18 protein-coding genes are annotated in these 25,123 nt (G+C 42.7%); 6 read left to right on the top strand and 12 right to left on the bottom strand.

Features of this window, described 5'->3' with window-relative positions; translation table 11 throughout:
• Positions 1–46: 46 nt before the first annotated feature.
• Positions 47–1,708 carry an AmpG family muropeptide MFS transporter gene (locus H0262_RS09190; RefSeq protein WP_181210550.1) on the bottom strand — a complete coding sequence of 554 codons (1,662 nt, stop codon included), beginning with the start codon at positions 1,706–1,708 and terminating at the stop codon, positions 47–49.
• A gap of 495 nt (positions 1,709–2,203) precedes the next feature.
• On the opposite strand from H0262_RS09190, the gene H0262_RS09185 reads away from it, so the two are divergent.
• Both H0262_RS09185 and H0262_RS09180 read left to right on the top strand, forming a co-directional pair.
• The gene (locus H0262_RS09185; protein ID WP_011513490.1) at positions 2,204–3,133 is read left to right on the top strand and encodes a LysR substrate-binding domain-containing protein; all 930 of its coding nucleotides are present in this window, start codon (positions 2,204–2,206) and stop codon (positions 3,131–3,133) included.
• A 542-nt stretch (positions 3,134–3,675) separates the two neighbouring features.
• Positions 3,676–4,695, top strand: coding sequence for an LLM class flavin-dependent oxidoreductase (locus H0262_RS09180; RefSeq protein WP_181210549.1), 1,020 nt, complete (start codon positions 3,676–3,678; stop codon positions 4,693–4,695).
• Between the two features lie 124 nt (positions 4,696–4,819).
• Here the strand turns inward: H0262_RS09180 and H0262_RS09175 are convergent, their stop codons facing one another.
• The 5 genes from H0262_RS09175 to ispF form a co-directional block, all read right to left on the bottom strand.
• Complete coding sequence (locus H0262_RS09175; RefSeq protein ID WP_011513488.1) at positions 4,820–5,779, bottom strand: AEC family transporter; 960 nt, start codon at positions 5,777–5,779, stop codon at positions 4,820–4,822.
• Positions 5,780–6,028: 249 nt separating this feature from the next.
• Positions 6,029–7,927 (bottom strand): tRNA uridine-5-carboxymethylaminomethyl(34) synthesis enzyme MnmG, encoded by a 1,899-nt coding sequence (gene mnmG, locus H0262_RS09170; protein ID WP_020443354.1) that lies wholly within the window; start codon positions 7,925–7,927, stop codon positions 6,029–6,031.
• A 276-nt stretch (positions 7,928–8,203) separates the two neighbouring features.
• Positions 8,204–8,731 carry a hypothetical protein gene (locus H0262_RS09165; protein WP_149408418.1) on the bottom strand — a complete coding sequence of 176 codons (528 nt, stop codon included), beginning with the start codon at positions 8,729–8,731 and terminating at the stop codon, positions 8,204–8,206.
• A 255-nt stretch (positions 8,732–8,986) separates the two neighbouring features.
• A complete protein-coding gene (grxD, locus tag H0262_RS09160) occupies positions 8,987–9,337 on the bottom strand; it encodes a Grx4 family monothiol glutaredoxin (RefSeq protein ID WP_011280514.1) in 351 nt (116 codons plus the stop codon).
• Positions 9,338–9,486: 149 nt separating this feature from the next.
• On the bottom strand, positions 9,487–9,993 hold the full coding sequence (ispF, locus tag H0262_RS09155) for a 2-C-methyl-D-erythritol 2,4-cyclodiphosphate synthase (protein WP_133104219.1): 507 nt from the start codon (positions 9,991–9,993) through the stop codon (positions 9,487–9,489).
• A gap of 252 nt (positions 9,994–10,245) precedes the next feature.
• Between ispF and mnmA the strand changes: the two genes are divergently transcribed.
• The 3 genes from mnmA to purB all read left to right on the top strand — a co-directional run bounded on the left by mnmA (position 10,246) and on the right by purB (position 14,837).
• Complete coding sequence (gene mnmA, locus H0262_RS09150; RefSeq protein WP_181210547.1) at positions 10,246–11,472, top strand: tRNA 2-thiouridine(34) synthase MnmA; 1,227 nt, start codon at positions 10,246–10,248, stop codon at positions 11,470–11,472.
• Positions 11,473–11,525: 53 nt separating this feature from the next.
• Entirely contained in the window at positions 11,526–13,364 is a 1,839-nt protein-coding gene (locus H0262_RS09145; protein WP_181210546.1) for a hypothetical protein, read from the top strand.
• Positions 13,365–13,445: 81 nt separating this feature from the next.
• Positions 13,446–14,837, top strand: coding sequence for an adenylosuccinate lyase (gene purB, locus H0262_RS09140; protein WP_181210545.1), 1,392 nt, complete (start codon positions 13,446–13,448; stop codon positions 14,835–14,837).
• A 125-nt stretch (positions 14,838–14,962) separates the two neighbouring features.
• On the opposite strand, the gene H0262_RS09135 is transcribed toward purB, so the two are convergent.
• Positions 14,963–15,148 carry an NF038104 family lipoprotein gene (locus H0262_RS09135; RefSeq protein WP_011513481.1) on the bottom strand — a complete coding sequence of 62 codons (186 nt, stop codon included), beginning with the start codon at positions 15,146–15,148 and terminating at the stop codon, positions 14,963–14,965.
• A gap of 131 nt (positions 15,149–15,279) precedes the next feature.
• Between H0262_RS09135 and H0262_RS09130 the strand changes: the two genes are divergently transcribed.
• Positions 15,280–16,452, top strand: a complete 1,173-nt coding sequence (locus H0262_RS09130; RefSeq protein WP_181210544.1) for a cupin domain-containing protein — start codon at positions 15,280–15,282, stop codon at positions 16,450–16,452.
• 160 nt (positions 16,453–16,612) lie between these two features.
• Here the strand turns inward: H0262_RS09130 and guaD are convergent, their stop codons facing one another.
• From guaD to H0262_RS09105, 5 genes are all read right to left on the bottom strand, one after another.
• Complete coding sequence (guaD, locus tag H0262_RS09125; protein ID WP_181210543.1) at positions 16,613–18,085, bottom strand: guanine deaminase; 1,473 nt, start codon at positions 18,083–18,085, stop codon at positions 16,613–16,615.
• 212 nt (positions 18,086–18,297) lie between these two features.
• Positions 18,298–19,284 (bottom strand): XdhC family protein, encoded by a 987-nt coding sequence (locus tag H0262_RS09120; RefSeq protein ID WP_310502988.1) that lies wholly within the window; start codon positions 19,282–19,284, stop codon positions 18,298–18,300.
• Positions 19,277–21,847, bottom strand: a complete 2,571-nt coding sequence (xdhB, locus tag H0262_RS09115; protein ID WP_181210542.1) for a xanthine dehydrogenase molybdopterin binding subunit — start codon at positions 21,845–21,847, stop codon at positions 19,277–19,279. Before xdhB ends, H0262_RS09120 begins: the two co-directional genes overlap by 8 nt.
• Positions 21,848–22,013: 166 nt before the next feature.
• A complete protein-coding gene (locus H0262_RS09110; RefSeq protein ID WP_181210541.1) occupies positions 22,014–23,660 on the bottom strand; it encodes a xanthine dehydrogenase small subunit in 1,647 nt (548 codons plus the stop codon).
• 763 nt (positions 23,661–24,423) lie between these two features.
• Positions 24,424–25,113 carry a 1-pyrroline-5-carboxylate dehydrogenase gene (locus H0262_RS09105; protein ID WP_011280520.1) on the bottom strand — a complete coding sequence of 230 codons (690 nt, stop codon included), beginning with the start codon at positions 25,111–25,113 and terminating at the stop codon, positions 24,424–24,426.
• Positions 25,114–25,123: the final 10 nt, after the last annotated feature.

Raw genomic sequence — 25,123 nt, 5'->3', positions numbered from 1 at the left:
AATGACTCTTAATAATTATATCTGCTTTATTTTTATAACCTCTAACCTACTCTGACGCGCGCGGTGGCTCATTGGTATTGGTTAAATTAGGATTGGCTTTGGTTAACTCAACACCTTTATTACTGCCACTATTACTATCGTCACCGCCATCACCATAAATATCATCATTGTCACCAATGACGATATATTTATCAACATAATAAATCAGCGCTAAAATAGGAATACCAATTAGAAAAGTAAACATAAAGAAGAAGGGATAACTGGTGCTATCAACGATAGTCCCTGAATAACCACCCACCACTTTTGGTAATAATGTCATTAGTGATGAAAATATTGAATACTGGACAGCAGTAAATCGAATAGATGTTAATGCAGATAAAAAGGCAATAAATACAGCACTAGCAAGACCAGCTGCAAGGTTATCAAGGATCACCGCCAAATACATATACGGCAAGCTCCCAGGATGGTATGTCAGCAGAATAAATAACAAGTTGGTCACGCAGGCGAGGACTGCCCCAACCATCATTGCACGCATGATACGCATCTTTTGTGCTAATAAACCACCTAAGAAACCACCAGCAATCGCCATGACAACACCAACCAATTTAACGGCGTTGGCAATATCAACTTTAGTGAATGCCATGTCTTGATAGAAGACATTAGAGATAACCCCGGCAACAATATCGGAGATACGATAAAGACCAATCAGCGCCAATAATAATAACGCCTTTTTACCGTAACGGCGGAAAAAGTCAGCAATAGGCTCAATCCATGTGGTCTTAGCAAACTCTTGCTCCACAAGATTGGCTTTTACTAAGCCGTAACCGATAATCAAAGCCGCTGCCAAACTCGATACCATACGCACTACTTCGATTAAGAAGCCTGCGAACACACTTTCTGTCTCAGGTAAGACCAAGCCCGCATTAGCAAATACCAGTACAAAACCTATGACTGATATAGCGAATACTAATACTAGACGGGTATATTCTGACGTTTTACGTTCAACAACCACTTGTTGTCTAATCGGCTCATGAATCACCAAGGTGGTAATAACCCCAATGCCCATCACCGCTGCCATAATCCAGTAGGTATTGCGCCACGCCTCATAGCTATAGAAGCTCTCGGTAGAACCAAAGTAATCGGCTAAATATAATGCCCCAGCACCAGCGACAATCATCCCGATACGGTAACCGGTCACATACATGGCAGACAAGACCGCCTGTAGGCTTGGTGGTGCCAATTCGATGCGATAGGCATCAATAACGATGTCTTGTGTCGCTGATGAAAAGCCAAGTAGTACTGCACCTACTGCCATCAGGACTAGGCTGCCCTCATTCGCTGGATTGACACTCGCCATAATACAGATAGCGGCAATAATCATAATCTGCGAGACCAAAATCCAGCTGCGCCTGCGACCTAAGATCTTGGTTAATATTGGCAATGGCACCGCATCAATCAGTGGTGCCCAGATAAACTTAAAGGCATAACCAAGCGCCGCCCAGCTAAACATCGTTACTACGCTACGATCAATCCCTGCCTCACGCAGCCATAATGATAAGCTAGAGAAAATTAGTAAGATCGGAATGCCAGCGACAAAGCCCAAGAACAGCATGATAAGTGAACGCCGATCAAGATAAGCTTGCAAAGATTCGCTAAGTGACTTCTTGGCAATAGGAGAATTGGGCGGAATAGGTTGGACAGCAGACATAACGACTCACCAAAAATTTAGACAAAAAATACGACAGTGCGCTACTTTTTATCCAAAAATTTTATCTACTGGCAGTGTGACATCGAGACTATCAGGATAAAAAAGGACAAAAAATTGCCTAGCTCTGTACAAAGAAAATGACATTTGCTGCAAAATTGAATAATGGTACTTGAGAATGCTTAAATTGACTAGATGTTTTTCCACTAACTACTTGATTGAGCATATCGGATATACTCTATAGCTTTCCTTAGTAAGTACATGTATCTTAACCTTTCTTAAATATAAATTAAGCTATAATTTTTTGGTTTACTCCTATTAGATTTCTATCTAGCCTACTATTCAAGCGATTTTCCTATATTCCATATATGTATAAATAGATACCTATTTATTATATACAAGAATAATAGCTTTGATTTACACTACACGCTTGTTATGTTTTTTGGGCGTTTTAACTTTTATAAAGACGACTGACTCTTTATATAATGGGATTAACTTATGGCAATCGACGTAGTGGTCAATCAGCGGCATCTGCAAATTCAACTCAAACAGTTGGAGACAGTGTGGCATACCGTAATCAATGGCTATAATTTAAGTCAGGCGGCGACGGTACTGCATACCAGCCAATCAAGTCTTTCAAAGCATATCGCAGCACTTGAGAATCAGCTCAAAACTGAAGTGTTCGTGCGTCAAGGCAAACGTTTAACGGGGCTTACGACAATGGGTACGGCGCTCATGCCGCATATTGAGTCTATCTTTACCGAAATCCGTACGATTGAAAACCTCAGCCTCGACTTTAACAATCCAAATGTCGGTACATTGACAATTGCCACGACTCATACTCAGGCACGTTATGTCTTACCAGAAGTCGTGAAAGAATTTAAAGAGCGTTTTCCTAAGGTTAATCTCATTCTACAACAGGCAGATCCTGAAACCATCGCACAGATGGTGATACGTGGGCAGGCCGATATTGGTATTGCAACCGAGTCCTTGCTACATAACAACTATCTGCGCTGCTATCGTTATTACGACTGGACGCATCGTGTCATCGTGCCAAGCGATCATGAATTGGCAGGACTAGAATCTATCGATTTACCAACCCTTGCCAGCTATCCAATCGTAACTTATCACGGTGGTTTTACGGGGCGCGGCGCCATTGACAAGACTTTTAGCGATGCCGGTCTTGAGCCAGATATCGTATTAGCAGCACTTGATGCTGATGTGATTAGTACCTATGTTGGACTTGGCTTAGGGATTGGTATTATTGCAGAAATGGCATTTGAGCCAAGTCATTATCAAAATCTAACCGCCATTCCAGTCGACCATTTTGGACGTTTTACCAGTTGGATGGCAGTACGTGATGACGCAGAGATTCGTCAGTATGGACGGGCGTTTATGGAGCTGTGTCAAAAACAGTTCAGTCAGTAATGACTGCTGTTTTCACTAATACGTGTAGCTATAGTCAATCCACTATCAATCAAACACAGTGCTACTGGTATAAGTTTTGCGCCGCCTCTGTCTGCGCAGGCACAGCAAGCAAGAAAAATTTATACTAGTAGCGCGTTATAATATTTGTACTTATTTTATTTAGGAGTGACTATAGTATTTGATTATTAAGTCAGTTATATAAATAGAAGATCAAAGTACTCGTAATTAAAAATACTCATAAAAGCATCATTATTTTTAGATAATGATGCTTTTTCTTGTGAACTATTCTTTTCTAGTCGACGTCTGACTAAACCAACTGCCCTTATCCTCTATATCTCATATGATTAAGATTTGTTATTGACATGAATACTGACCTTTATATCTTATTTAACCGCCCCATTATATAGGAGGTAAAGCGTTCAGGACTTGCATAGTGATACTTATATCACTAGTTGAATAATAACTACGCAAGCTGAGGCTCTTATAAATTTATAATAAATAATACTGCCATTAATCATATGGCATCTAAAAACAGGTGATTTATGAGTAACTCTATTCCTTTATCCTTCTTAGATTTAGCCCCCGTTCCTGAAGGTAAAAGCATCGCTGAAGGCATTGCCCAAACCGTCGAGACAGCGCAGCAAGCCGAAAAATCCGGCTTAAACCGCTATTGGATGGCAGAACATCATAATATGCCCGGTATCGCTAGTGCAGCGACGTCAGTGCTATTGTCGCATATTGGTGCTCAGACCAAGCGTATACGTATTGGCGCAGGTGGTGTGATGTTGCCCAATCATGCCCCGCTCGTCATTGCTGAGCAGTTTGGTACCCTGCAAGCATTATATGGCGACCGCGTAGATTTGGGTTTGGGTCGTGCGCCCGGTACAGACGGCGCAACTTTTCAGGCATTACGTCGCCAGATGCAAGATGCTGATCGCTTTCCACAAGATGTGCAAGAATTGATGTACTTTTTGGGAAATGGCACAGATGATAGCCCCGTACAAGCGTTCCCGGGTGCAAAATCCAATATTCCTATTTGGATATTAGGTTCTTCCCTTTTTGGTGCGACCTTAGCAGCGCACTTAGGATTGCCATATGTGTTTGCTTCACACTTTGCACCGCAAATGCTTGGGCAAGCCATCAATGCTTATCGCGAGCAATTTAGACCATCAGCTTACTTAGACAAGCCTTATGTCATGCTAGGGGCAAATTTATTGCTTGCGGACGATGATGCGACCGCCCATTATCACTTTACCTCAGCACAGCAGAGCTTTGTGCGTTTACGCCGTGGTGAAACAGGTCAAATGCCAAAGCCTACTCATGATATGGATAGTATCTGGAGCGCTGCTGAGAAAATGATGGTGGATAGTGCGTTGTCGGTATCGTTTATCGGTTCTGTTGAAACTGTCAAGCCAAAGCTTACAGCGTTTCTTGCTACCTATCAGCCCGATGAGCTGATTGTGACAGCAAACATCTATGACCAAGCAGCACGTTTGCGCTCACTTGAGCTTGTCTCTGAGCTTAATTTATTTGATTTACAACCAACAGAAGCATTTGTATAACTAAAAAAACCTCCCCTTCTTAAACGATGAGGAGGTTTTTTAAACAGGGCTTGATAAATTCTTAATAACTGTCTTTTGATTTAACCACTGTTTTATAAATATGTAGTCATCCATTAAGCAGTGGTTAAATCAGCCCCATAGCGCGTAATATTGCTGCGCCAATCGCCATGCCAAACATACCAACTACTGTCGTAAATGCCAAAATATTGGCCGCTAAAATATCATTACCGCCCATCGCTTTTGCCATCACATAGCTTGCTGCTGCTGTTGGTGATGCAACCATCAAAAACAGTACGCCCATATGCACGCCCGTTAAGCCAAAAGCAAAACCAACCGCTATAGCAACCAACGGTGCAATAACAATGCGTCCAATACTTGCCTGCATAGAAAGTCCAGAAGGATGCAACATCGACTTCAAATTAATACTGGCACCGGCACAAATCAGGGCAAGCGGTAAAGCAACTGCTGCTAATAACCCACCGGTGATATGAATCACACCCGCTATCGGTGGTAGTGGCAATGCTTTATAAGTAAAGGCTGCAACGAGTGCAATGATGAGCGGATTGGTAAATAGCTTTTTAATAATCATGGTACTACGACTGAGCCAAGTATCCTCTATACTCTTAGACACTCGGCTGAGCGTAATCACCGCTAAGATATTAAACAGTATTGTCACCACACCCATATATACCGCGCCAATACTTAAGCCAGTCGTCCCATAGGCGTTGGCAACGGTTGCCAGTCCAATAATCGCCATATTGCTGCGAAAGATACCTTGTACAAAAACCCCTTGATTGGCAGGGTCGCTGATAAAGCGCTTGGCATAGAGCTCAGAGCCGATAAACAATATAAAGGTCACCACAATACCAGCGCCTATCAATACCACTTGCTTCGCATAATCAACGTCACTATCGACCACACTAAAAAACAGCAGACATGGCAGACAATAATTAAAAACGAAACTGGAGGCCTGATCGATAAACACTTGATCCGCCTCACCGCGTCTTTTCATAAAAAAACCTAACCACATTAAGGCAAGGTTGGGCAAGACGATGGTCATAGCAAAAATAATGGCATCAATCATAAATAGGCTCAGTTTAGTGACAAGCCCATCATAATATGGACAATAGCGAGGTAAATTAATAAAAAAGATATAAGTAATAATAATAGAGTTGGTAATTCGTAGAGCCAGTATAAAGAGAAAGCAGCAACCAAGACAAGTGAGTACACCTCTTTCTTTTAACAACGGTAGTATTTTGGCAATAAAAAAGCCCATAACGACTTCTCGGTATGGGCTTTTTGCTTTTCTATTTTTTAAGTCATTGATACATTATTATGACGCGTTTAATGCTGCTTTTACTTTTTTCTGTTTCTTGACCGTCATTGCTAGTAGCTGGATAGCAGCCGGTGTGACACCACTGATACGTCCCGCTTGAGCCAATGTTGACGGACGGACTTGCGCAAGTTTTTGGACAATCTCATTGGACAACCCAGATACTACACTATAATCAAAATCTATTGGTAGCGCTGTATTCTCCAATCTCTTCATCTGATCAATATCTTCTTGCTGACGATCAATATAGCCTGCATATTTGACAGAAATTTCAATCTGCTCTCCCACTTGGGCATCGACTTTCGAATCAGTGATGGCAGCGATATCAGCAAAATGAATCTGCGGACGCTTGAGCAAATCAAAAGCTGTTGCCTCTTTGGATAGCACCTCGCCCGTTTGCTCTGTGATTTTTTTGCCCAATGCATTGGCAGGGGTTGCCCACATATCTTTGAGGCGTGCGGTTTCTGAAGCAATGGCTTCCATTTTTTCTTCATACGCTTGCCAGCGCACATCATCTACTAAGCCAAGCTTACGACCAGTTTCAGTCAAACGTTGGTCAGCATTGTCTTCACGTAGCAATAAGCGATACTCTGCACGACTGGTAAACATGCGGTATGGTTCGGTCGTGCCATGCGTAATCAAATCATCAACGAGCACGCCAAGATAGGCTTCATCACGGCGTGGTGTCCAGACATCAAACTCATTGTTTTCACAAGTGACTAGAGCGGCATTGGTACCAGCTAATAAACCCTGTACGCCTGCTTCTTCGTAGCCAGTTGTACCATTGATTTGACCGGCAAAGTACAAGCGGTCAATCGATTTGGTTTCGAGCGTTGGTTTTAGGTTTTGCGGATCAAAATAATCGTATTCAATCGCATAGCCTGGACGGGTAATATGAGCGTTCTCTAAGCCTTTCATACTATGAATAAATTCTAACTGTACATCAAACGGTAAGCTGGTTGAGATACCATTCGGATATAGCTCATGCGTAGTCAAGCCTTCTGGCTCGATAAATATCTGATGGCTGTCTTTATCCGCAAAGCGATGGATTTTGTCTTCAATCGATGGACAATAACGTGGACCAACACCTTCGATTTTGCCAGAGAACATCGGTGAGCGGTCTAGATTTTCACGGATGATATCATGGGTACGGGCATTGGTATGAGTGATATAGCAATTGACCTGTTCAGGATGCATGGACACATCGCCCATATAACTCATTACCGGTAGCGGAGTATCACCCGGCTGTACCGTCATCACACTAAAATCAACGCTACGCGCATCAATCCGCGCGGGCGTACCTGTCTTTAGGCGACCAACAGGGAGTTTCAGCTCACGTAAACGATCAGCAAGCTTGATAGAAGGTTGATCGCCTGCGCGACCACCTTTTGAGCTCTCAAGACCAATATGAATCACCCCGCCTAAAAACGTACCTGAGGTTAACACGACCGTTTGCGTATTAAAAATAATACCAGTAGCAGTCACAACCGCTGTGGCACGACCGTTTTCAACTAGAATATCATCGGCTGCTTGTTGGAAGATATCAAGGTTTGGCTGATTCTCTAACGTATGACGAATGGCGGCTTTATACAGGATACGATCTGCTTGCGCTCGAGTGGCTCGTACAGCGGCACCCTTACGACTGTTAAGTACTCGAAATTGGATGCCAGATTTGTCCGTTGCCAGTGCCATTGCGCCGCCAAGTGCATCAATCTCACGCACCAAATGCGATTTACCAATACCACCAATCGCAGGGTTACAGCTCATCTGTCCCAGCGTTTCAATATTATGCGTCAACAGCAAGGTTTGCGCGCCCATACGTGCGGCCGCCAAAGCAGCTTCTGTGCCAGCATGACCGCCACCGATCACCACCACGTCGTAATTTTTTGGGTATTGCATGTAATGCCTCACTTGACTGATCACGCTATGCTTAGCGACAGGCTATTATTCAATAACAGGAACTGGGTAGATAAGTGTCAGTCGAATTTAAAAAAGAAATAGCAACTAGAATATAGAACAAGCCGCTATTAGCTGAATAGATAACCATTAATTATAACAATTTTTTATCATTTAAAAAACGTTATACGAAAAACTATTGAGATTAACGATTAAGAAGTTTTAATTAACGTTGATAGCATTTACCAATGCTCATTCCCAACTTTCATGTGTCAGGGCTTATTTGCCAGGACTAAGCGGCACAATACGATCCGCCTGCCCACTCGCCAGCATATGTTGGCTGCCATAGCCTTCAGGGTTAATCTGTAAATAAGCATTCATCTGCCCAATCGCATCGCCATCATCACTCGCCAATATATACTGTTTAATCGTCTCAACGGGTGGTAGTGGCAAGTTTTTTAGTAATGCCAAACGCTGCTGGTTGTCGCCTTTATTAACGACCAGTTCAATAAGTTGACGCGCATCAATGGGTAAATCTGGCGTATTCTGTGCCAATAACGCCAAATGATAAGCGCCCGCAGCATCTTGATCCGCGACGATACGCTGTTCAATCGCAATATAAGTGGCTTCTGTTGCGCCGCCTGCCACGCTAAGCTGATGAATACATTTAAGCGCTGAATGTGGCTCATTGCCAGCGATTTCAATAATGCGCGTGGATTCATTTTTTAAGTGCTCGCGACGTTTTTCAATCGCAGCTTGCTCGGCATCTTGTATTTGAGTGGCTTGGCTATTTAATTCGTTAGTCATAGAACTCTCTTATTATTGATTCAATGTTTCTTAATGTTTCGAGGTATTGAATATCGATATTAAGAGTTATATGGGGATAAAGCTGGCAAAAACAATTGAACTTGCTGACTGTCAATATTAAAAAATAAAAAATCCGAGCAACCTTTAATAAGGCGACTCGGATTTGGGTACTTAGGCTCGAACGTCAATTATATCAACATTTTAATGCCACTTAGATATTTAAGCATTAAACGTCAATATAAAGTACTATCGATATTAAGCAGCTGGGCTATTTGCTTCAACCAAAGGCTTAAGCTCGCCTGATTGATACATTTGCAAAATAATGTCTGATCCGCCCATCAATTCACCATCAATCCATAGCTGCGGAAAAGTTGGCCAATTAGCAATTTGTGGTAACGTTGCGCGGATTTCTGGATTTTCTAAGATATTGACAAAAGCAAATGGGCGACCAATTTGTGTCAAGACTTCAATCGCTTTGGCAGAGAAACCACACTGTGGGAACTGCGGTGAGCCTTTCATATATAGAATGACTTTGTTGTCTTTGATTTGGTTACGAATCAGTTGTTCAATATCGTTGGCAGCAGTATTTGGGGTTTGCTCACTCATAAAAACTCCTATTAATTAAAACTATTTATAAAAAAGACAGGTAACATTAAATTTATCATGTGGCTGCTACATGGGGCAATCTTAACCACATTGCAAGCAGTTTGGAAAGCTGACAGCCATAATCATACGCACTGATATACTATTGAGAATTAAACGCCAAGCGCATTCGGCACCAATAATACCACGGCATTGGCCATAATACCCTCTTGCCGACCGGTAAAGCCCAATTTTTCAGTGGTGGTTGCCTTAACACTGACATTACCCACATCGGTTTGCAAATCACTAGCGATGTTAGCGCGCATGGCTAAATTATGTGGTGCCAGTTTTGGGCGCTCACACATTACGGTAATATCAGCATTACCCAACATATAACCTGCGGCCAAAACTTTGCCATACACATAACGAAGTAGTACGCGTGAATCTAAACCCGCATTTGCCGCATCAGTATCTGGAAAATGTTGCCCGATATCGCCAAGTGCCAAGGCGCCAAGCAAAGCGTCAGCAAGTGCATGCAGTACTACATCACCATCAGAATGCGCAAGTAAGCTGTGCGTATGATCAATAGGCACACCTGCCAGCACCACATATTGCTGCTGTTGACCATTATTATGAAACGCATGAACATCAATACCTTGACCAATTTTTATCATTATCATTCCAAGTAAATTAATGGTGATTAGGATAATTGAAAACCATTATCTAAATTTTTAAAGCGATTTTACCGCCAGTAAGATGCCATAGCTCGCCACCAGTTTCAATTAACTGGTATAATATGACGCTTATTTTATCATAATACCCAATCCAAAAGATAAGCTGACGTCGTTCTGCTGAGACTACGCATGGTAGTCATTGCATAATTTTAGCGTCAATATGTATTTTGGAGAACGTATAAATAGTTGAGCCGCTTTATGTCAGCCATACCAAACGCTTCTAACACATCAGCTTCTGCTTCTTTTGACGCCCATCGCCCTCTAACGCTTGCCGATATCAATGATCCTAGCACTAAGCATGTGATTGTTGGCATGTCAGGCGGAGTCGACTCTTCTGTGTCTGCCGTATTGCTTCAGCAGGCAGGCTTTTTGGTCGAAGGTCTGTTTATGAAGAACTGGGAAGAAGATGACGGTACCGAATATTGTACGGCGATGGATGACTTAGCAGATGCGCAAGCGGTGTGCGACAAAATTGGCATAAAACTGCATACCGCCAACTTTGCCATGGAATATTGGGATCGCGTCTTTGAGCATTTTTTAGCGGAATACAAAGCGGGTCGCACGCCAAATCCCGATATTTTATGTAATAAAGAAATCAAGTTTAAAGCATTCTTAGACTATGCATTAACGCTTGGTGCTGATTATATCGCCACTGGTCACTATACCCGCCGCAGTGTGAACTATAAGAATAATGACGGTATTGAAGTGGCTCAATTGCTACGTGGGCTCGATAATAATAAAGACCAAAGCTACTTCTTACATGCGGTTGGCGGTGACAAGCTTGCCAAAACCCTGTTCCCAGTTGGTGAGCTCGAAAAACCAGTCGTTCGTCAAATCGCTGAAGAGCATGACCTTATTACCGCCAATAAAAAGGATTCAACTGGTATTTGTTTTATTGGCGAGCGCCGTTTTAAAGACTTTTTACAGCAGTATTTGCCGGCACAAAAAGGCGATATCGTCACTGACGATGGTATTACTATCGGTACGCATGATGGTCTTATGTACTATACATTAGGGCAGCGCGGTGGTATTGGTATTGGCGGAGTGAAAGATCGTCCTGAAGAACCATGGTTTGTACTCGCAAAAGACTTAGATAACAACCGTCTTATCGTCGGTCAAGGTCACGAGCATGCCATGATGCTGAGTAATGAGCTACAAGCTTATAAGCTCGATTGGGTCGATGGTTTACCGCCTGCAGATATATTTAGCGAAGATGGCTTACGTTGTATGGCGAAATCGCGCTATCGTCAGCCTGACCAAGCTTGTACCATATTTGCTAACAATGAAGACGGCTCTGAGGTGCGAGTCGTTTTCGATGAGCCACAACGTGCTGTTACTCCCGGTCAATCAGCGGTATTTTATATTGAGGAAGTTTGTCTAGGCGGCGGCGTGATTGCCTCTATTGATGCGCCTTGCGGAATTTGACATCTCATTTATCCTTAATTAATAAAATGATTTGCTTTTTTTTAGGATACTGAATGACCGCTCGCCTTTTCGCCTTGCTGAATATCTCATTTTCTTGTTCGATATGGGTAAAGAGAGGTCTTACGCTTACTTTCATTGCTGCGTCATTTAGTGCACAGTCAGCACCAGCAGAGATGGGTAGTATTACGGTGACCAGCTCTAATGCTTCGACTGGTAGTGCTTCTGGCACCTATATCGCAGCAGGTTCTGGTGCTACCGGTCGTTTTACTTTGGTGCGCAATGAAAATATTGGTTATAACAGTAATGCTGAGATAACACCATCTAGTGGTACGCGTGCCAGTGGTATTGAGATCAGGAATGATTCTAATACTAGTATTGATAGAGATAAATTTAAGTACACTTTTACTATTACGCCCAATGATAACGCCTCTATACATACCATAAAAATTGGTCAAGCCAGCTATTCAATGGGTGGTAACTCAGAGATTGCACGTCAAACGTTAAGTTTTACCCAAAATAGTCAAATTAGTCTACCTGCGCAAGCTACCATCAAAAACAACCCAGATGTCCCCTATTACTATAATGCAATGGGTGATTATTTTATGGGTAAAAAACTGGCTGGAAATAGCTTTAGCTCTAACAATACGGTTACCTTGCCACAGCTACGCTTCGATAGCTCAAATGGTGGGGATAGCGGCTTATATTATTACGGAATCACTGCGCTTAACGGTAGTGGTAATAGTAGCTCGTTTACGCCTACTACCAATAGTAGTGGACAAGTATCTTTTGCATCTGGTCAAAAAAGAGGTACCTTGCCCCCTATGCCCACCTTTACCAATATTCTAAAAGAAACCTCTACCAGTCCCAATAATCAGACGACTTATCGGGCATTGAACGTAAACGACGTCATAGCTAATAATAGCAGCTACGTCAGCTATGGTATCGCTAATGCGGACAGCAACTATGTTCTTGCGGTTAAGAATGCCAAGACTGTCACCTTAACTTACGAAGGCATCATGAGAGGTAATAGTGCTATTGAAGCGGATGTGGTTGGAGAAACCTATAACGAATGGATCAGCTTCGGGGTAGAAAGCGAACCTCTCTATTATGTTTTTTCAGGAACAGTATTTAACGATAATGGTGGTAATACCAATCCACAAGTCAATAACTCTGGCTACTTTAACGGTATTTTTGATACCGTCTCCGAAAGCGGAATTTCTAACAGTACTATTAAACTAGTCGATTGCAACAACTCAGATATAGTTTACGCTAGTGAAAACTTACCTATGACTGGTGTTGGGCAATATCAACTTAGAACGCCCATTGCCAATCTGAGCGGCAAAAACACTGTCTGTTTGACAGAAGAAAACAGTACGAATACACACCCTATTCGCACTACTAATAGTAAAAAACAAGTGGATTTAGTGACGAACAAATATTTTTATGATACCAATAATTTTGGTAGAGTCGCTGCTGAAAATGCTGCTCTAGTACTTATAAAATACCAATATGTAAATAGCTGTCCGGCGACTATTGATTACCCCAATATTAGCAATACCGCTGCTGACAACCCTAATAGTGGGTTTAGTACGAAACCTATTGATAATATTGAGCCTGGAAACTGTATTGCCTATAAAATTACGGCAACCAATCGCGCCAACCTTTCTATTGATAACTTCATAATGCAAGATATGCTTCAAAAGAAGGGAGAAAAAGGGGCCGTAGTCGACTCAAAACTGATTGCACCACTTTATAAGCCAAATGATTATGCTTCTGATAGTGTGGCTATCGGTAATAATGGTTTAATTAAAACCAAAATATTTACTCTAGCGGCAAAATCATCTTACGACTTTTACTTCAATACTAAGTACGGTACAACGCAATCTAATTAATACATGATGATTTTTCAGATTAAATCATTTTTTACATTTTTTTAACCAGCTGTAATTTCAATAACTTTTTGAGGCAATGATATGAATCTACTTACCGCACTCTCCCCAATCGATGGTCGCTATGCATCCAAAGCCGATAGCTTGCGCCCTTATTTATCAGAATTTGGTCTGATTAAAGCGCGTGTGACCGTTGAGATTCGCTGGTTACAGTCATTGGCTGATAATAGCGCGATTGGTGAGTTGGCAGAATTTGATACCAATACCAATGCGTTTTTAAATGCTATCGTAGAGAACTTTAGCGAAGCTGACGCGCAAGCGATCAAAGACATCGAAGCAACGACCAACCATGATGTAAAAGCGGTTGAATACTTTATTAAAGATAAATTCCGTGGTCAGGCAGCACTTGAAGATTCATTAGAATTTATTCATTTTGCTTGTACCAGTGAAGATATTAATAACCTATCTTACGCACTCATGCTCAAAGACAGCCGCGAAATCGTCGTTGCTAAAATGCAAGAAGTAACGGATAGCATCGTTAATCTAGCAATTATCCATGCTGATCAACCGATGCTTTCACGTACTCATGGTCAAACGGCAAGCCCGACGACTCTAGGTAAAGAGATGGCAAACGTTGCTTATCGCCTTGCTCGTCAAATTAAGCAAGTCGGTCAGGTAGAGTTACTCGGTAAAATCAATGGTGCGGTCGGTAACTATAATGCTCACTATGCCTCATATCCTGACGTTGATTGGCAGAATCATGCTGAAAAATTCATTAATGAACGTTTAGAATTGACCTTTAATCCTTATACCACGCAAATTGAGCCGCATGATTATATCGCTGAATTGTTTGATGTAGTAAAACGCTTTAATACCATTCTAATCGACTTTAACCGTGATATTTGGCAGTATATTAGCTTAGGCTATTTTAAACAGCGTCTAAAAGATGGCGAAGTGGGTTCTTCTACTATGCCGCATAAAGTCAACCCGATTGACTTTGAAAACTCTGAAGGTAATTTGGGTGTAGCTAATGCCATGCTTGCTCATTTGGGTGAAAAGCTACCGATTTCACGTATGCAGCGCGATTTGTCTGACTCTACCGTGTTGCGTAATATCGGTGTTGGTCTAGCACAAAGCATGATTGCTTATGATGCGTGCCTCAAAGGCGTCAGCAAACTTGAATTAAATGCGCAGCGCTTAAATGACGATTTGGATAATGCACAAGAAGTGTTGGCAGAGCCGATTCAAACGGTCATGCGTCGCTACCGTGTTGAAAACCCATACGAGAAGCTTAAAGCTCTTACCCGTGGTAATGCCATGACTCGTGAAGCAATGCTTACTTTTGTTGATGGCGATGAATTATCGGCAGTTAGTGAAAGCGATAAGAACAGTTTGCGTGAAATGACGCCTGCTACTTATATTGGTAATGCGGCTGAACAAGCACGCACGATTAAAGAATGGATTGCTAAAATTTAACTGGCAATCAGCTCATCTCTATCAAATGCGAAAAAAGATATAAATGAGCACTCATTTATATCTTAATAAGAACCTTACTCTAAACACTATTATTTTTTAAAATACATAGTTGATGGGTGAGGTTTTTATTCTTTATCGTCTTTATCACTGCTATCGCCCGGTATGATAGCTTTACCCACAGCGACCGTACCTTTAACCACACCTTTAGTGGTTTTATAAGCGATTTTAGCAGGTACAGTAACAATTTTATGTACACAAGCTTGCAGCAAAAACATACTGGCAATAATAACGATAAAATGCAATTTTTTCATAAATGTCCTAAGAATAATTATAGGCTCTGATGACAGTCATCAGATAAGCAATAATCATAAACTAATAAATCCTGCCTATAAAGCCATCATTTCTATTAATCTTATAACCAGTTAACCATACGGATTTATCCATGACTTCTATCCCCCTTTGTTTACCGAATACCATTACTCCTGAGCAATTCTTAAACGATTATTGGCAAAAAAAACCCCTCTTGATTAAGCAAGGCTTACCGCAATTAATTGGTATGTTTGAGCCGGAAGATATCTTAGGCTTAGCCATAGATGAAGACGCTACTGCAAGGCTACTGACTCAAGCTGCGAGCAAACAAGAAGGTCAGCCGCAATGGCAACTTAAAAAGAACCCACTAACTGAAGCCGACTTTGATAACTTACCTGAGCAATGGTCAGTACTGGTACAAAATCTTGAGCAATGGTCGCCGGAACTTGGCGCATTATGGCAGGCGCTTGATTTTATACCGCAGTGGCAGCGCGATGATATTATGGTGTCTTATGCGCCAAAAGGCGGCTCGGTTGGCAAGCATTATGATGATTACGATGTATTTCTAGCGCAAGGGTTTGGCTCTAGACGTTGGCAGTTAGGTAAGTTTTGTGATGAGCAGACCCAATTTGTTGCCGATGAGCCGATACGTCTATTTGATGATATGGGCGAGATTATCTTTGATGAAATCTTAGAAGCCGGTGATGTGCTATACGTGCCACCAAAATTAGCACATTTTGGCGTAGCGCAAGATGATTGCCTAACCTTTTCCTTTGGCTGCCGTCGTCCAAACTTGATGCAAATCATTGACAGCCTTGCCGATGTCGCGACCAATGACAGCGCTTTATTTATACCGATGTTATTACCACAAGCTATGCAAGCGTCAGGGGAGTTAAAGACTGACAGCATTGAGGCGATTAAAACTCAATTATTACAACTCCTCCAATCTGAGCGCGGTGATACGATTATTCGCCAAGCCGTGTCTGAAGTGGTCAGCAAGCGTCAATATGATGTGCTTGTCCCTGAAGAGTCGCTGACGACTGATGAGATGATAGCAGCATTGGCAACTGGCGCGACGTTGCAAGCAGATTATAGCAATCGTTTGTTATACACCCAGGCGGATAATGACATCGTTTTATATGCCAATGGGCAACGCCTAGATGATTTGCATGAAACATCGATAGCACTACTGGTACGCTTATCTAATGGCGAGCATTTAAGCCTTGACGATATGGAAGGGATTGACCCTGATGAAGTGATGGAATGGTTAGAGAATGGTTGGATATGGATGAATCATCCAGAGTAATGCCATAGTTATTAGCCAGTTTTTATAGCACATTGGCTATTAAGCATTATTTAAAAACCATCAGCGCCTATTTACTAAGATTTAAATGTCTTAATAAATAGGCGCTGATTTTTATGTAAACATTCTAACTTAAGCAAAAAAATACCTTTAATACTTCCCTTTATGCAGCAACCGCTTTTTTATAACGACTCACGCCAGCGATAATTGTTTCTTCAATCACCCTATCATCACCTAACATCATCAGCACAAATAACTGCTCATCAAGTGACTTGGTCTGTGTCATACGGCGCTCCATTAAATCAGTGCCACCCATATCTATCACCACAAAATCTGCTTCTTTATTGGGCATAAAGTTACCGATTTTATCGTCTAACAACAATGACTGCGCGTTGCCTAACGTGATTTGATATAACCCTTGATGCGCTGATAACGGATTACTCTGTAATTGCTGAACTTTATAGGCTTCTGCTAAAGTGGTCAGCATCGATAAGCTAGTACCTGCGCCTACGTCGGTTGCGATACTAACACCGGTATAGCTTAAGGTTTTAGATAAATCAAACAGTCCACTGCCTAAAAATAAATTGGACGTCGGGCAATGGGCTATTTGGGTGCCAGTATCACGTAGCACTTCATATTCTGATGTCGAGAGATGGATGCCATGCGCCAACGTCGTATGCCTGCCAAGTAAGCCCATATCATGATAAACGTCCAAATAACCTTTATGATTGGGATAAAGCTCACGTACAAAAGCGATTTCATCAAGGTTTTCAGCCAGATGTGTCTGCAGATAAACACTATCATAACTACGATACAGCTCACCGGTCATTTGTAATTGCTTTGGCGTTGACGTAATAGCAAATCGTGGCGTAATCGCCACATGCTGACGTCCGCGCTCATGCCATTTATCGATGATATTTTGTGTATCACGGATGCCCTGCTCTGTTGGCACACACAGGTGCTCAGGGGCGTTTTGATCCATCAATACATTACCCGTAATCATACGAGTATTCAGACGACTGCTTTCATTAAAGAATGATTCTACTGACTGCGGATGACTGGTTGAAAATACCAAGGCGGTTGTTGTGCCGTTAGCAAGTAACTGATTTAAAAAGAATTTTGCAGTATCATCAGCAATTTTTGCATCACCAAAATTGGCTTCGGTCACAAAGGTATAATTGTTCAACCAATCAAGTAATTGCTCGCCAAACGCAGCAATCATATCTATTTGCGGATAATGTACATGGGTGTCAATAAAGCCTGGCATGATAAGCTTATCTTGGCAATCATGAATCTGTACTGGCGCTTGACCCTCTTGGCGACTGGCGTTGCCGTACTGCGACATCATTGATGCACAGCTGCCATAATCTACGACGCGACCAGTCGCATCATCGACCACCAAGGCACCATTGGCAATATATTCAGGATAAACCTTGACGCCTGCCACTACTGGCAGCAAACTAACGTTTTTTTCTACTACTGTGATGCTAGGACGCTCAACATTGGTCAAGTTATCATTGATTAAATCAGCATTGTTTAAATCAGCCGCATCTAAATGGGCACGCTTGGCTCTATCAGCTAAATTGTCTTCCGTTAAATAATGTAGCAATTGTGCTTGATAAATATGTATGGTCATAAAAAATCTCACAATAATAGATAAGTATTTTGGTTAAAAATTCATACATGTTATGTATCTACCCTAATACAATCAAAGAAATACAAGCACAAAGGTACTGAGCGCAGCCTATATCTTATGATGGCTGATGAAGCTAAGAACAATGTCTTAATGCATTTAAGGCAGACAGATAAATAGAGAATTAAAAAATTTTTAATTAAGATAAATGTTAGTTATAAATCATGATAAAGCTGCATAACTTGCGCTGCGATAGATATAGCGACTGCCATTGGCTCTTTTCCGCCAGTATTAAGCCCTATAGGCATGGTCAATTTATCGACTATTTGCTCACTGTAGTCACGCTGTAGCAGGCGATCTCTGAAACGCTTGGCTTTGGTCGCTGAGCTGATACAGCCAAGATAAGGTAATGAGCTGCTATCGATGCCCGTTTTCACATAAGAATCGAGCGCGGCACGTACCAAATCAAAATCAAGACTGTGATCATGTGTCATGACCAAAATAAAGTACTGAGTACCTTTTTTCATTGACGCATTTATTGAAGCACTTTTAATACTCTTAGCAACAAACGGTTGAATAAAATCGACTGGATCTTCATCAATATGCGGGCGAATGTGAGTAGGCAGTTGAGAAGTCACTTGCCCCTCTACAGTACCCGGATTATGGGTTAGATAACGCTCAAACATTTCAGCTCGGCTGTCTACCCAGTCGACTTGACAAGGTAGCTCAGCAAGAATGGTCATTAGCGCAGCTGCTACGTGCCCTGCACCAAACACCAGTAACGACATGGGCGGCGTTACATTAAAGCATTCAAACATGACCGTGACGCTACCGCCGCAGCATTGAGCCAATGTAGCGCCCAATGGATAATGCTTGGTATAAACGGCATCGCGGCGTACTGCCTGCGCCTTTGCAGACTTACCTTCTTTTAACGGTTGCATGCTTCTAGCGTCAGTGGCATTAATTTCACCATTTAGCAATTGCCTAGCGGTTATCGTCACGTCATGTTCAAGGCTACCGCCGCCTAAGGTGTCACAACATGCATCAAGCGTCACGATCATTTTGGATTGAAGCTCACGAGGTGCTGAGCCATTCACCGCAACGACCGTCGCCAAAACGTGCGCAATACCTTGCTGCTGATATTGCGCCAGTCCGTTATACCACTTTGTTGGTGGCATCGGTGTGATTAGTGACTTATTCACTATGTGCCGGTCCGCGAGCCGTTGATACATTTGGGTTTTGTATCGCTTCAGGCTGATCATCCGTTAGCTTACCTTCGACTTCTGTTGGATTAATATCTTTACCGTGTGCGACCTGCTGCGGCTTGACTTTATCATCATCAATACCGCAATTATCATCGGTTACTGTTAGGCTAGTAATCGTATCTGTATCCGCTTTAGAGGCGATTTCCCACGCTTGACCCTGCATGCGCATGACCGATTTTAATACCGCTTCTGGCGTTGCCGGCATGGTCAGCTCAGGGTTTCTCTGATAATTACCTAAGCTTGCAATCGCGTTATTAATCGCGCACCAAACGCTAGCGGCAAGCATAAATGGCGGTTCGCCAACGGCTTTGGAGTTATAAATAGTTTGCTCTTCGTTTTTACGCTCGAACAGTTTGACGCTCCATTGTTTTGGTAAGTCATGCGCCGTTGGAATTTTATAATTGGCGGCACTGTTTGACGCAAGGTTTCCTTTTTTATCCCAAACCAACTCTTCAGCAGTAAGCCAGCCCATACCTTGAACAAAACCGCCTTCAATCTGACCGATATCAATTGCAGGATTAATCGACTGCCCAACATCATGTAAGATATCGCAGCGCAATACTTTATATTCACCCGTTAAAATATCAATCTCAACCTCAGAACAAGAGGCACCCAAGGCAAAGTAAAAGAATGGGCGACCCCACGCTTTTGAGCGATCATAAAATATCTTTGGTGTTTTGTAGTAGCCAGTAGAAGATAAGCTGACGCGGTGCTGATATGCGAGTAACACCATTTCAGCAAAGGTTAGTGTTTCTTTATCACCGACATGGACATGATTGCGCTCAAACTTAATATCCTCTGCACTTACGTCAAAATGTTCAGTAGCAAATTCAACCAAGCGATCCCTAATAGTAATACAGGCATTTTGGGCGGCTTTACCATTCATATCAGTACCTGACGACGCCGCTGTTGGCGAAGTATTTGGCACTTTATCAGTGCGACTTGCGGTTACTTTTACGGTATCCAAGTCGACATCGAATTCATTGGCAACGATTTGGGCAATCTTAATATATAGCCCTTGCCCCATTTCAGTACCGCCGTGATTGATTTGAATGGTACCGTCGGTATAGATATGAACCAAAGCACCTGCTTGGTTTAGCGTCTGTACCGTAAATGAGATACCAAATTTGACCGGCGTTAGAGCCAGACCAAAACGTTTGTCACTACCTTCGGCTTCAGCTTTTCGATTAGCGACTGTGATTTGTTCACGGCGCTTAGCATAATCGTTATCATCAGCTAACGTCTGCATAATAGTCGCCAAATCAAAATGCTCAATTGGCTGCCCATAATGGGTGCTTTGACCGTTTTGATATAGATTTGCCAAACGTACCTGCAGAGGATCTTTGCCCAAACTGTAGGCAATATCGTCCATCATGTATTCAGCGGTCAGCAAACCTTGTGGACCACCGAAACCTCGATAAGCGGTATTAGATACCGTATGGGTCTTGCAGCGATGACCAGCGATCTGAGCCGCTGGATAATAATAGGCGTTGTCACAATGGAACATCGCCCGATCGACAATGGCATCGGACAAATCTGGTGAATAGCCACACAATCCTGATAGCTGCATATCAACGCCAAGCACTTGACCAGCATCATTGACACCGACATCGTAGCGATTGGCAAATTCATGACGTTTACCAGTGACGACCATGTCATCTTGACGGTCTAAGCGCATACTCACTGGCACATTATGGCGTTTGGCAACGATACCGCACAGACACGCCCATGCCGCGGCTTGCGTTTCTTTACCACCAAAGCCGCCGCCCATTCGGCGCACAACTGTCGTCACGGCATGAAAAGGTAAATCGACCACTTCGGCGACCAGCTGCTGCACTTCACTCGGATGCTGTGAGGAAGTATAGACTTCAAGCCCACCATCATCGCAAGGAATGACGTATGACACCTGCCCTTCCAAATAAAAATGCTCTTGCCCTAGCATACGAATATGCCCTGCAATACGAGTAGGTGCATTTTCAAGCTCAGCCTGAGCATCACCGCGCGTCATAAAGTGACTTGGACGTACAAACTGCTCTTGCTTTAGCGCCTCATCAATAGTGAGGATTGCGGACAGCGGTTCATATTCCACAATGGCTTTGAGCACGGCTTTTTTTGCTGCACGGTGACTGGTGGCAACCACCGTAAATAGCGTTTGACCGACATATTCTGTGATCTGATCGACCATGAGTGGGTCGCCATCAAACACTGCTCCGATATCAGTCTTGGCTGGTAAATCTTTAAAGGTGATGACATCGATGACCCCGTCTGCTGTTCGTACGGCGCTCAAATCCATATTCAATACACGAGCATGCGCGTGAGCACTTTTACCAATTGCTAAATGCAGGGTGTTTTGTGGTTTTAGCATATCGTCCACATAAGTGGCAGTGCCCATAACGTGACTAATAGCACTGTCATGCTTTGCTTGGGTGCCAATCTTGTCTTTTGGTGGACGCTGTCTGCGGGTACTGTAGCTATCAAATAATGAAGAATGGTGGCTCATAATGGCTCTCTCTCTTATATTTTTAGCAAAACCTATCTCTCTAACAATAGCGTTTTGACTGTATCTTTTAGCGATGCGAAAGTTAGGTGAGTTAGCATAATCAAGCAAGTTCAAACGCTAGGGCCGTCTATTTAGCTCTTGCCGAGCTTACTTGCTATATGTTTACTTACGCATCTACCGTTTGCACATCAGCAACCAATTGCTTGCCACACTTAATGATTAACCGCTGCATCACATGCATACGATACTCACGGCTGGCTCTCACATCGGTCATCGGCGAGACATCATTAGGTAGCCTTTGTGCTGCCTGCTCGAAACTGGCAACATTTACTGCTTGTCCAATTAGTGCCTGCTGACATTCTGCTGCCAATAAAGGTATCGCCGCCATGCCGCCAAGTCCAAATTTTGCATTTTGGATAGTCATGCCATCCGCTGACAAATCAAGTCGCGCAGCAAGCAAGCACGCTGAGATATCATCTTCGTAACGCTTACTAATCTTATGAATATAGAGATACTGATGATCTTGCATTAGCGGAATATGAAGGGCAACCACGTAACTACCAGCACGTAGTTTGGTCTTTTTATAATCTAAAAAGAATTTAGATAAAGGAATGATTTCATCAATACTAGATACTTGATTTGAATGGACATTATTAACATTGATATTGTCAGTAGCGCTGTTACTAGCAGCACAATGACGCAGATGAATATGAGCATCTAATGCCAATAGAATGGGAGGCAAATCGCCAATCGGTGAAGCGTTAGCAACGTTACCGCCGATAGTGCCCATATTACGGATTTGCGGAGAAGCAATACGTTCAAACAAATTGGCAAACGCAGGGAAATGCTGTTCAAGCGCAGGCAGCATGCTCTTATAGCTCATGCCAGCACCCAATACTAAAGACTCTACTTCGCTATCGCCTTTAGACTGCTCATCGGTATTTAAGCTTAACGCTTGTAGTGACCAAGATTTTAGCTCGTCAATCGCTGACAGTTGTACGATAATATCGTGATCAACCAAGTGTTGCGTCACACTCAAACCTAAGTCCGTACCACCTGCCCAAATGGTCGCTTTTGGATGGGCAGCGAGCACTTGATTGAGCTCAGCAACAGACTGTGGAATGAATAACTTACGTGACCCTTGAGTAAGTGCAGGCTCAATAGTGCCCATTTCGCTTGAAACGGTTTGTCTGCTATTTGCCATCGCATCTGTCGCTAAACTGATGGTCAAGTCTTTGGCGATCGTCTGATCAGCATCGCGTTGTCTACCAATCTCACTCATTGCCAAACCAGCCTCGATAATCGGACGATAGCCTGTACAACGGCAAAGATTCCCACCAATTGAAGCCACGATATCATCGTAGCTTAAATCATCTTTAATGGTTCCCTTTGCGACTTGCAGACGATGATTCTCGTAGGTGCTGGCCAGCGTCATCACAAATCCAGGCGTACAAAACCCGCACTGCGAGCCATGGCATTCGACCATTGCTTGCTGCGCTGGGTGCAATAAAGCACGTTCTGGATGATGTTCAGGATTGTCCGCGATATAAGCTGACGTCATTATATGATGACCATCCATCAATGACAGTAGCGTAATACAGGCGTTAAGGGTATAAAAAGGCAAATCAGAAGAATCTTCACCACTGCTAGGTAAGCGCTGCGCCATCACCGTACAGGCTCCGCAGTCGCCACTGCCGCAGCCTTCTTTGGTATCAGTCTGGCGTTCGTGCAAGCGCAAATACTCAAGCACCGTGGTATTCGGATTGAGGTCAGTTAATTGCTTATATTGACCGTTCAAATAAAAATGAATCATAGCAATGCTCAGCTGTCAGAATAAAAGGAAGATAAAAAACTGCTTTATCTTTAATCGAATCATAAAATCTTAACAATCAGTATCTTAAAGGATAACTGCACACAAATGCGCTGCCCTTAAGTGAGTACTTAATTACCATGTTAATAAAATTTATACGATGATGATCATCATACCTACATCAATACTGAGAGTTATAACTGTATTGAATAAGCTGACTGCCTATCTGACTACTGACTTGCTCAGGCTTAATCTGTTTGCGGTTTGAACTTTTTAATTTACCTATGATGGATGAGCATCTTTAGTAAATACAAAAGCATTATAAAGGGTTTGGGTATCGTCTCAATGACGACTACTCTATCGGAAAATCGAGGAATATAAGCACCGTTAAAACATACTTCCGAGGCTTAGCTTACGTCAACGTTCCGTGTTAAAGGGATTTATTAACCATTTAGTGAATAATTGCTGACTAAACGGTTAACTTATATTATCACCATCTTTGTTTAACTTACAACTCAAAAAATACCTTATTTTGGTTGAAAAGCCAAGAAACTTCATTACTAAAGTGAGTATTTACTAAAATACCTACCTATCCTACCTCTAAATTTAAGCATAAAAAAACGACCAGCAATTACTCACCAAATATTTGGGAATAATGACTGATCGTCATTTTTACTATTCGAGCTATTTCTTTATTGGCAATAAGCTAATCTTTTAACTTCTTATAAGATTATTGGTTGCCTGTACTAAATTATTGCTGTTACTTCTATGTGCCAAGCTCTAACAAGCTTGCATTTCCGCCAATGGCAGTGGTATTAATGGTTTTTACACGCTCAGTGACGAAGCGGTATAGATAATCAGGCGTTAGCATCTCTGATAAGCCGTCCATATCAGTGACGCTAATGACTTGCGTCAACATACCATCAGTTTTAGCAAGCTCTTGACTGACCGCTTGCACCTCTTGCCGATTACCAGAAACAGCCACTTGCGCAAGGCGATCGATGTATAAAAGCGTGACGGTTTGCGAGTCATTGGCGACACTCAGCACATCATCACTGATGCCACTCTCATAGAGGATTTTTGCCGCTTCAATGCACATCTCATCTTGGCTTGGGCAATGCAATATCACCTCATTACCCGTTAATAATGCTGCTAGCAATTGCCCAAGTACTGCCATAGCGCGAGCAGACTCGCCGCCAACAACCATCGTCTTACCGCGACCTGTCACGTACAAGTCATTTGACTCGCCCGTAGCACCAGTCATACGGTGCTCTTCGTCAAGCATGGGTGCGGCGCTCAATAAATGATTGAACAGACGCTTTGCCTTATTGGCATCACCGGTCAATAATGCCAGTCTTGGTGCGGCTTCTTGCAGATAAGTGGCACGATTAACTGCGCCAAGCAAACGCCAAGTTTCACAAACTTGGCCATGATTTTTTTTGAATTCAGTCGCCATAGTGCTACTC

The organism is Psychrobacter sp. D2 (assembly GCF_013608135.1).
Classification (GTDB): domain Bacteria; phylum Pseudomonadota; class Gammaproteobacteria; order Pseudomonadales; family Moraxellaceae; genus Psychrobacter; species Psychrobacter cryohalolentis.
The sequence above is the reverse complement of the archived record's forward strand: the minus strand, read 5'-3'. Positions and strand labels throughout refer to the sequence as shown.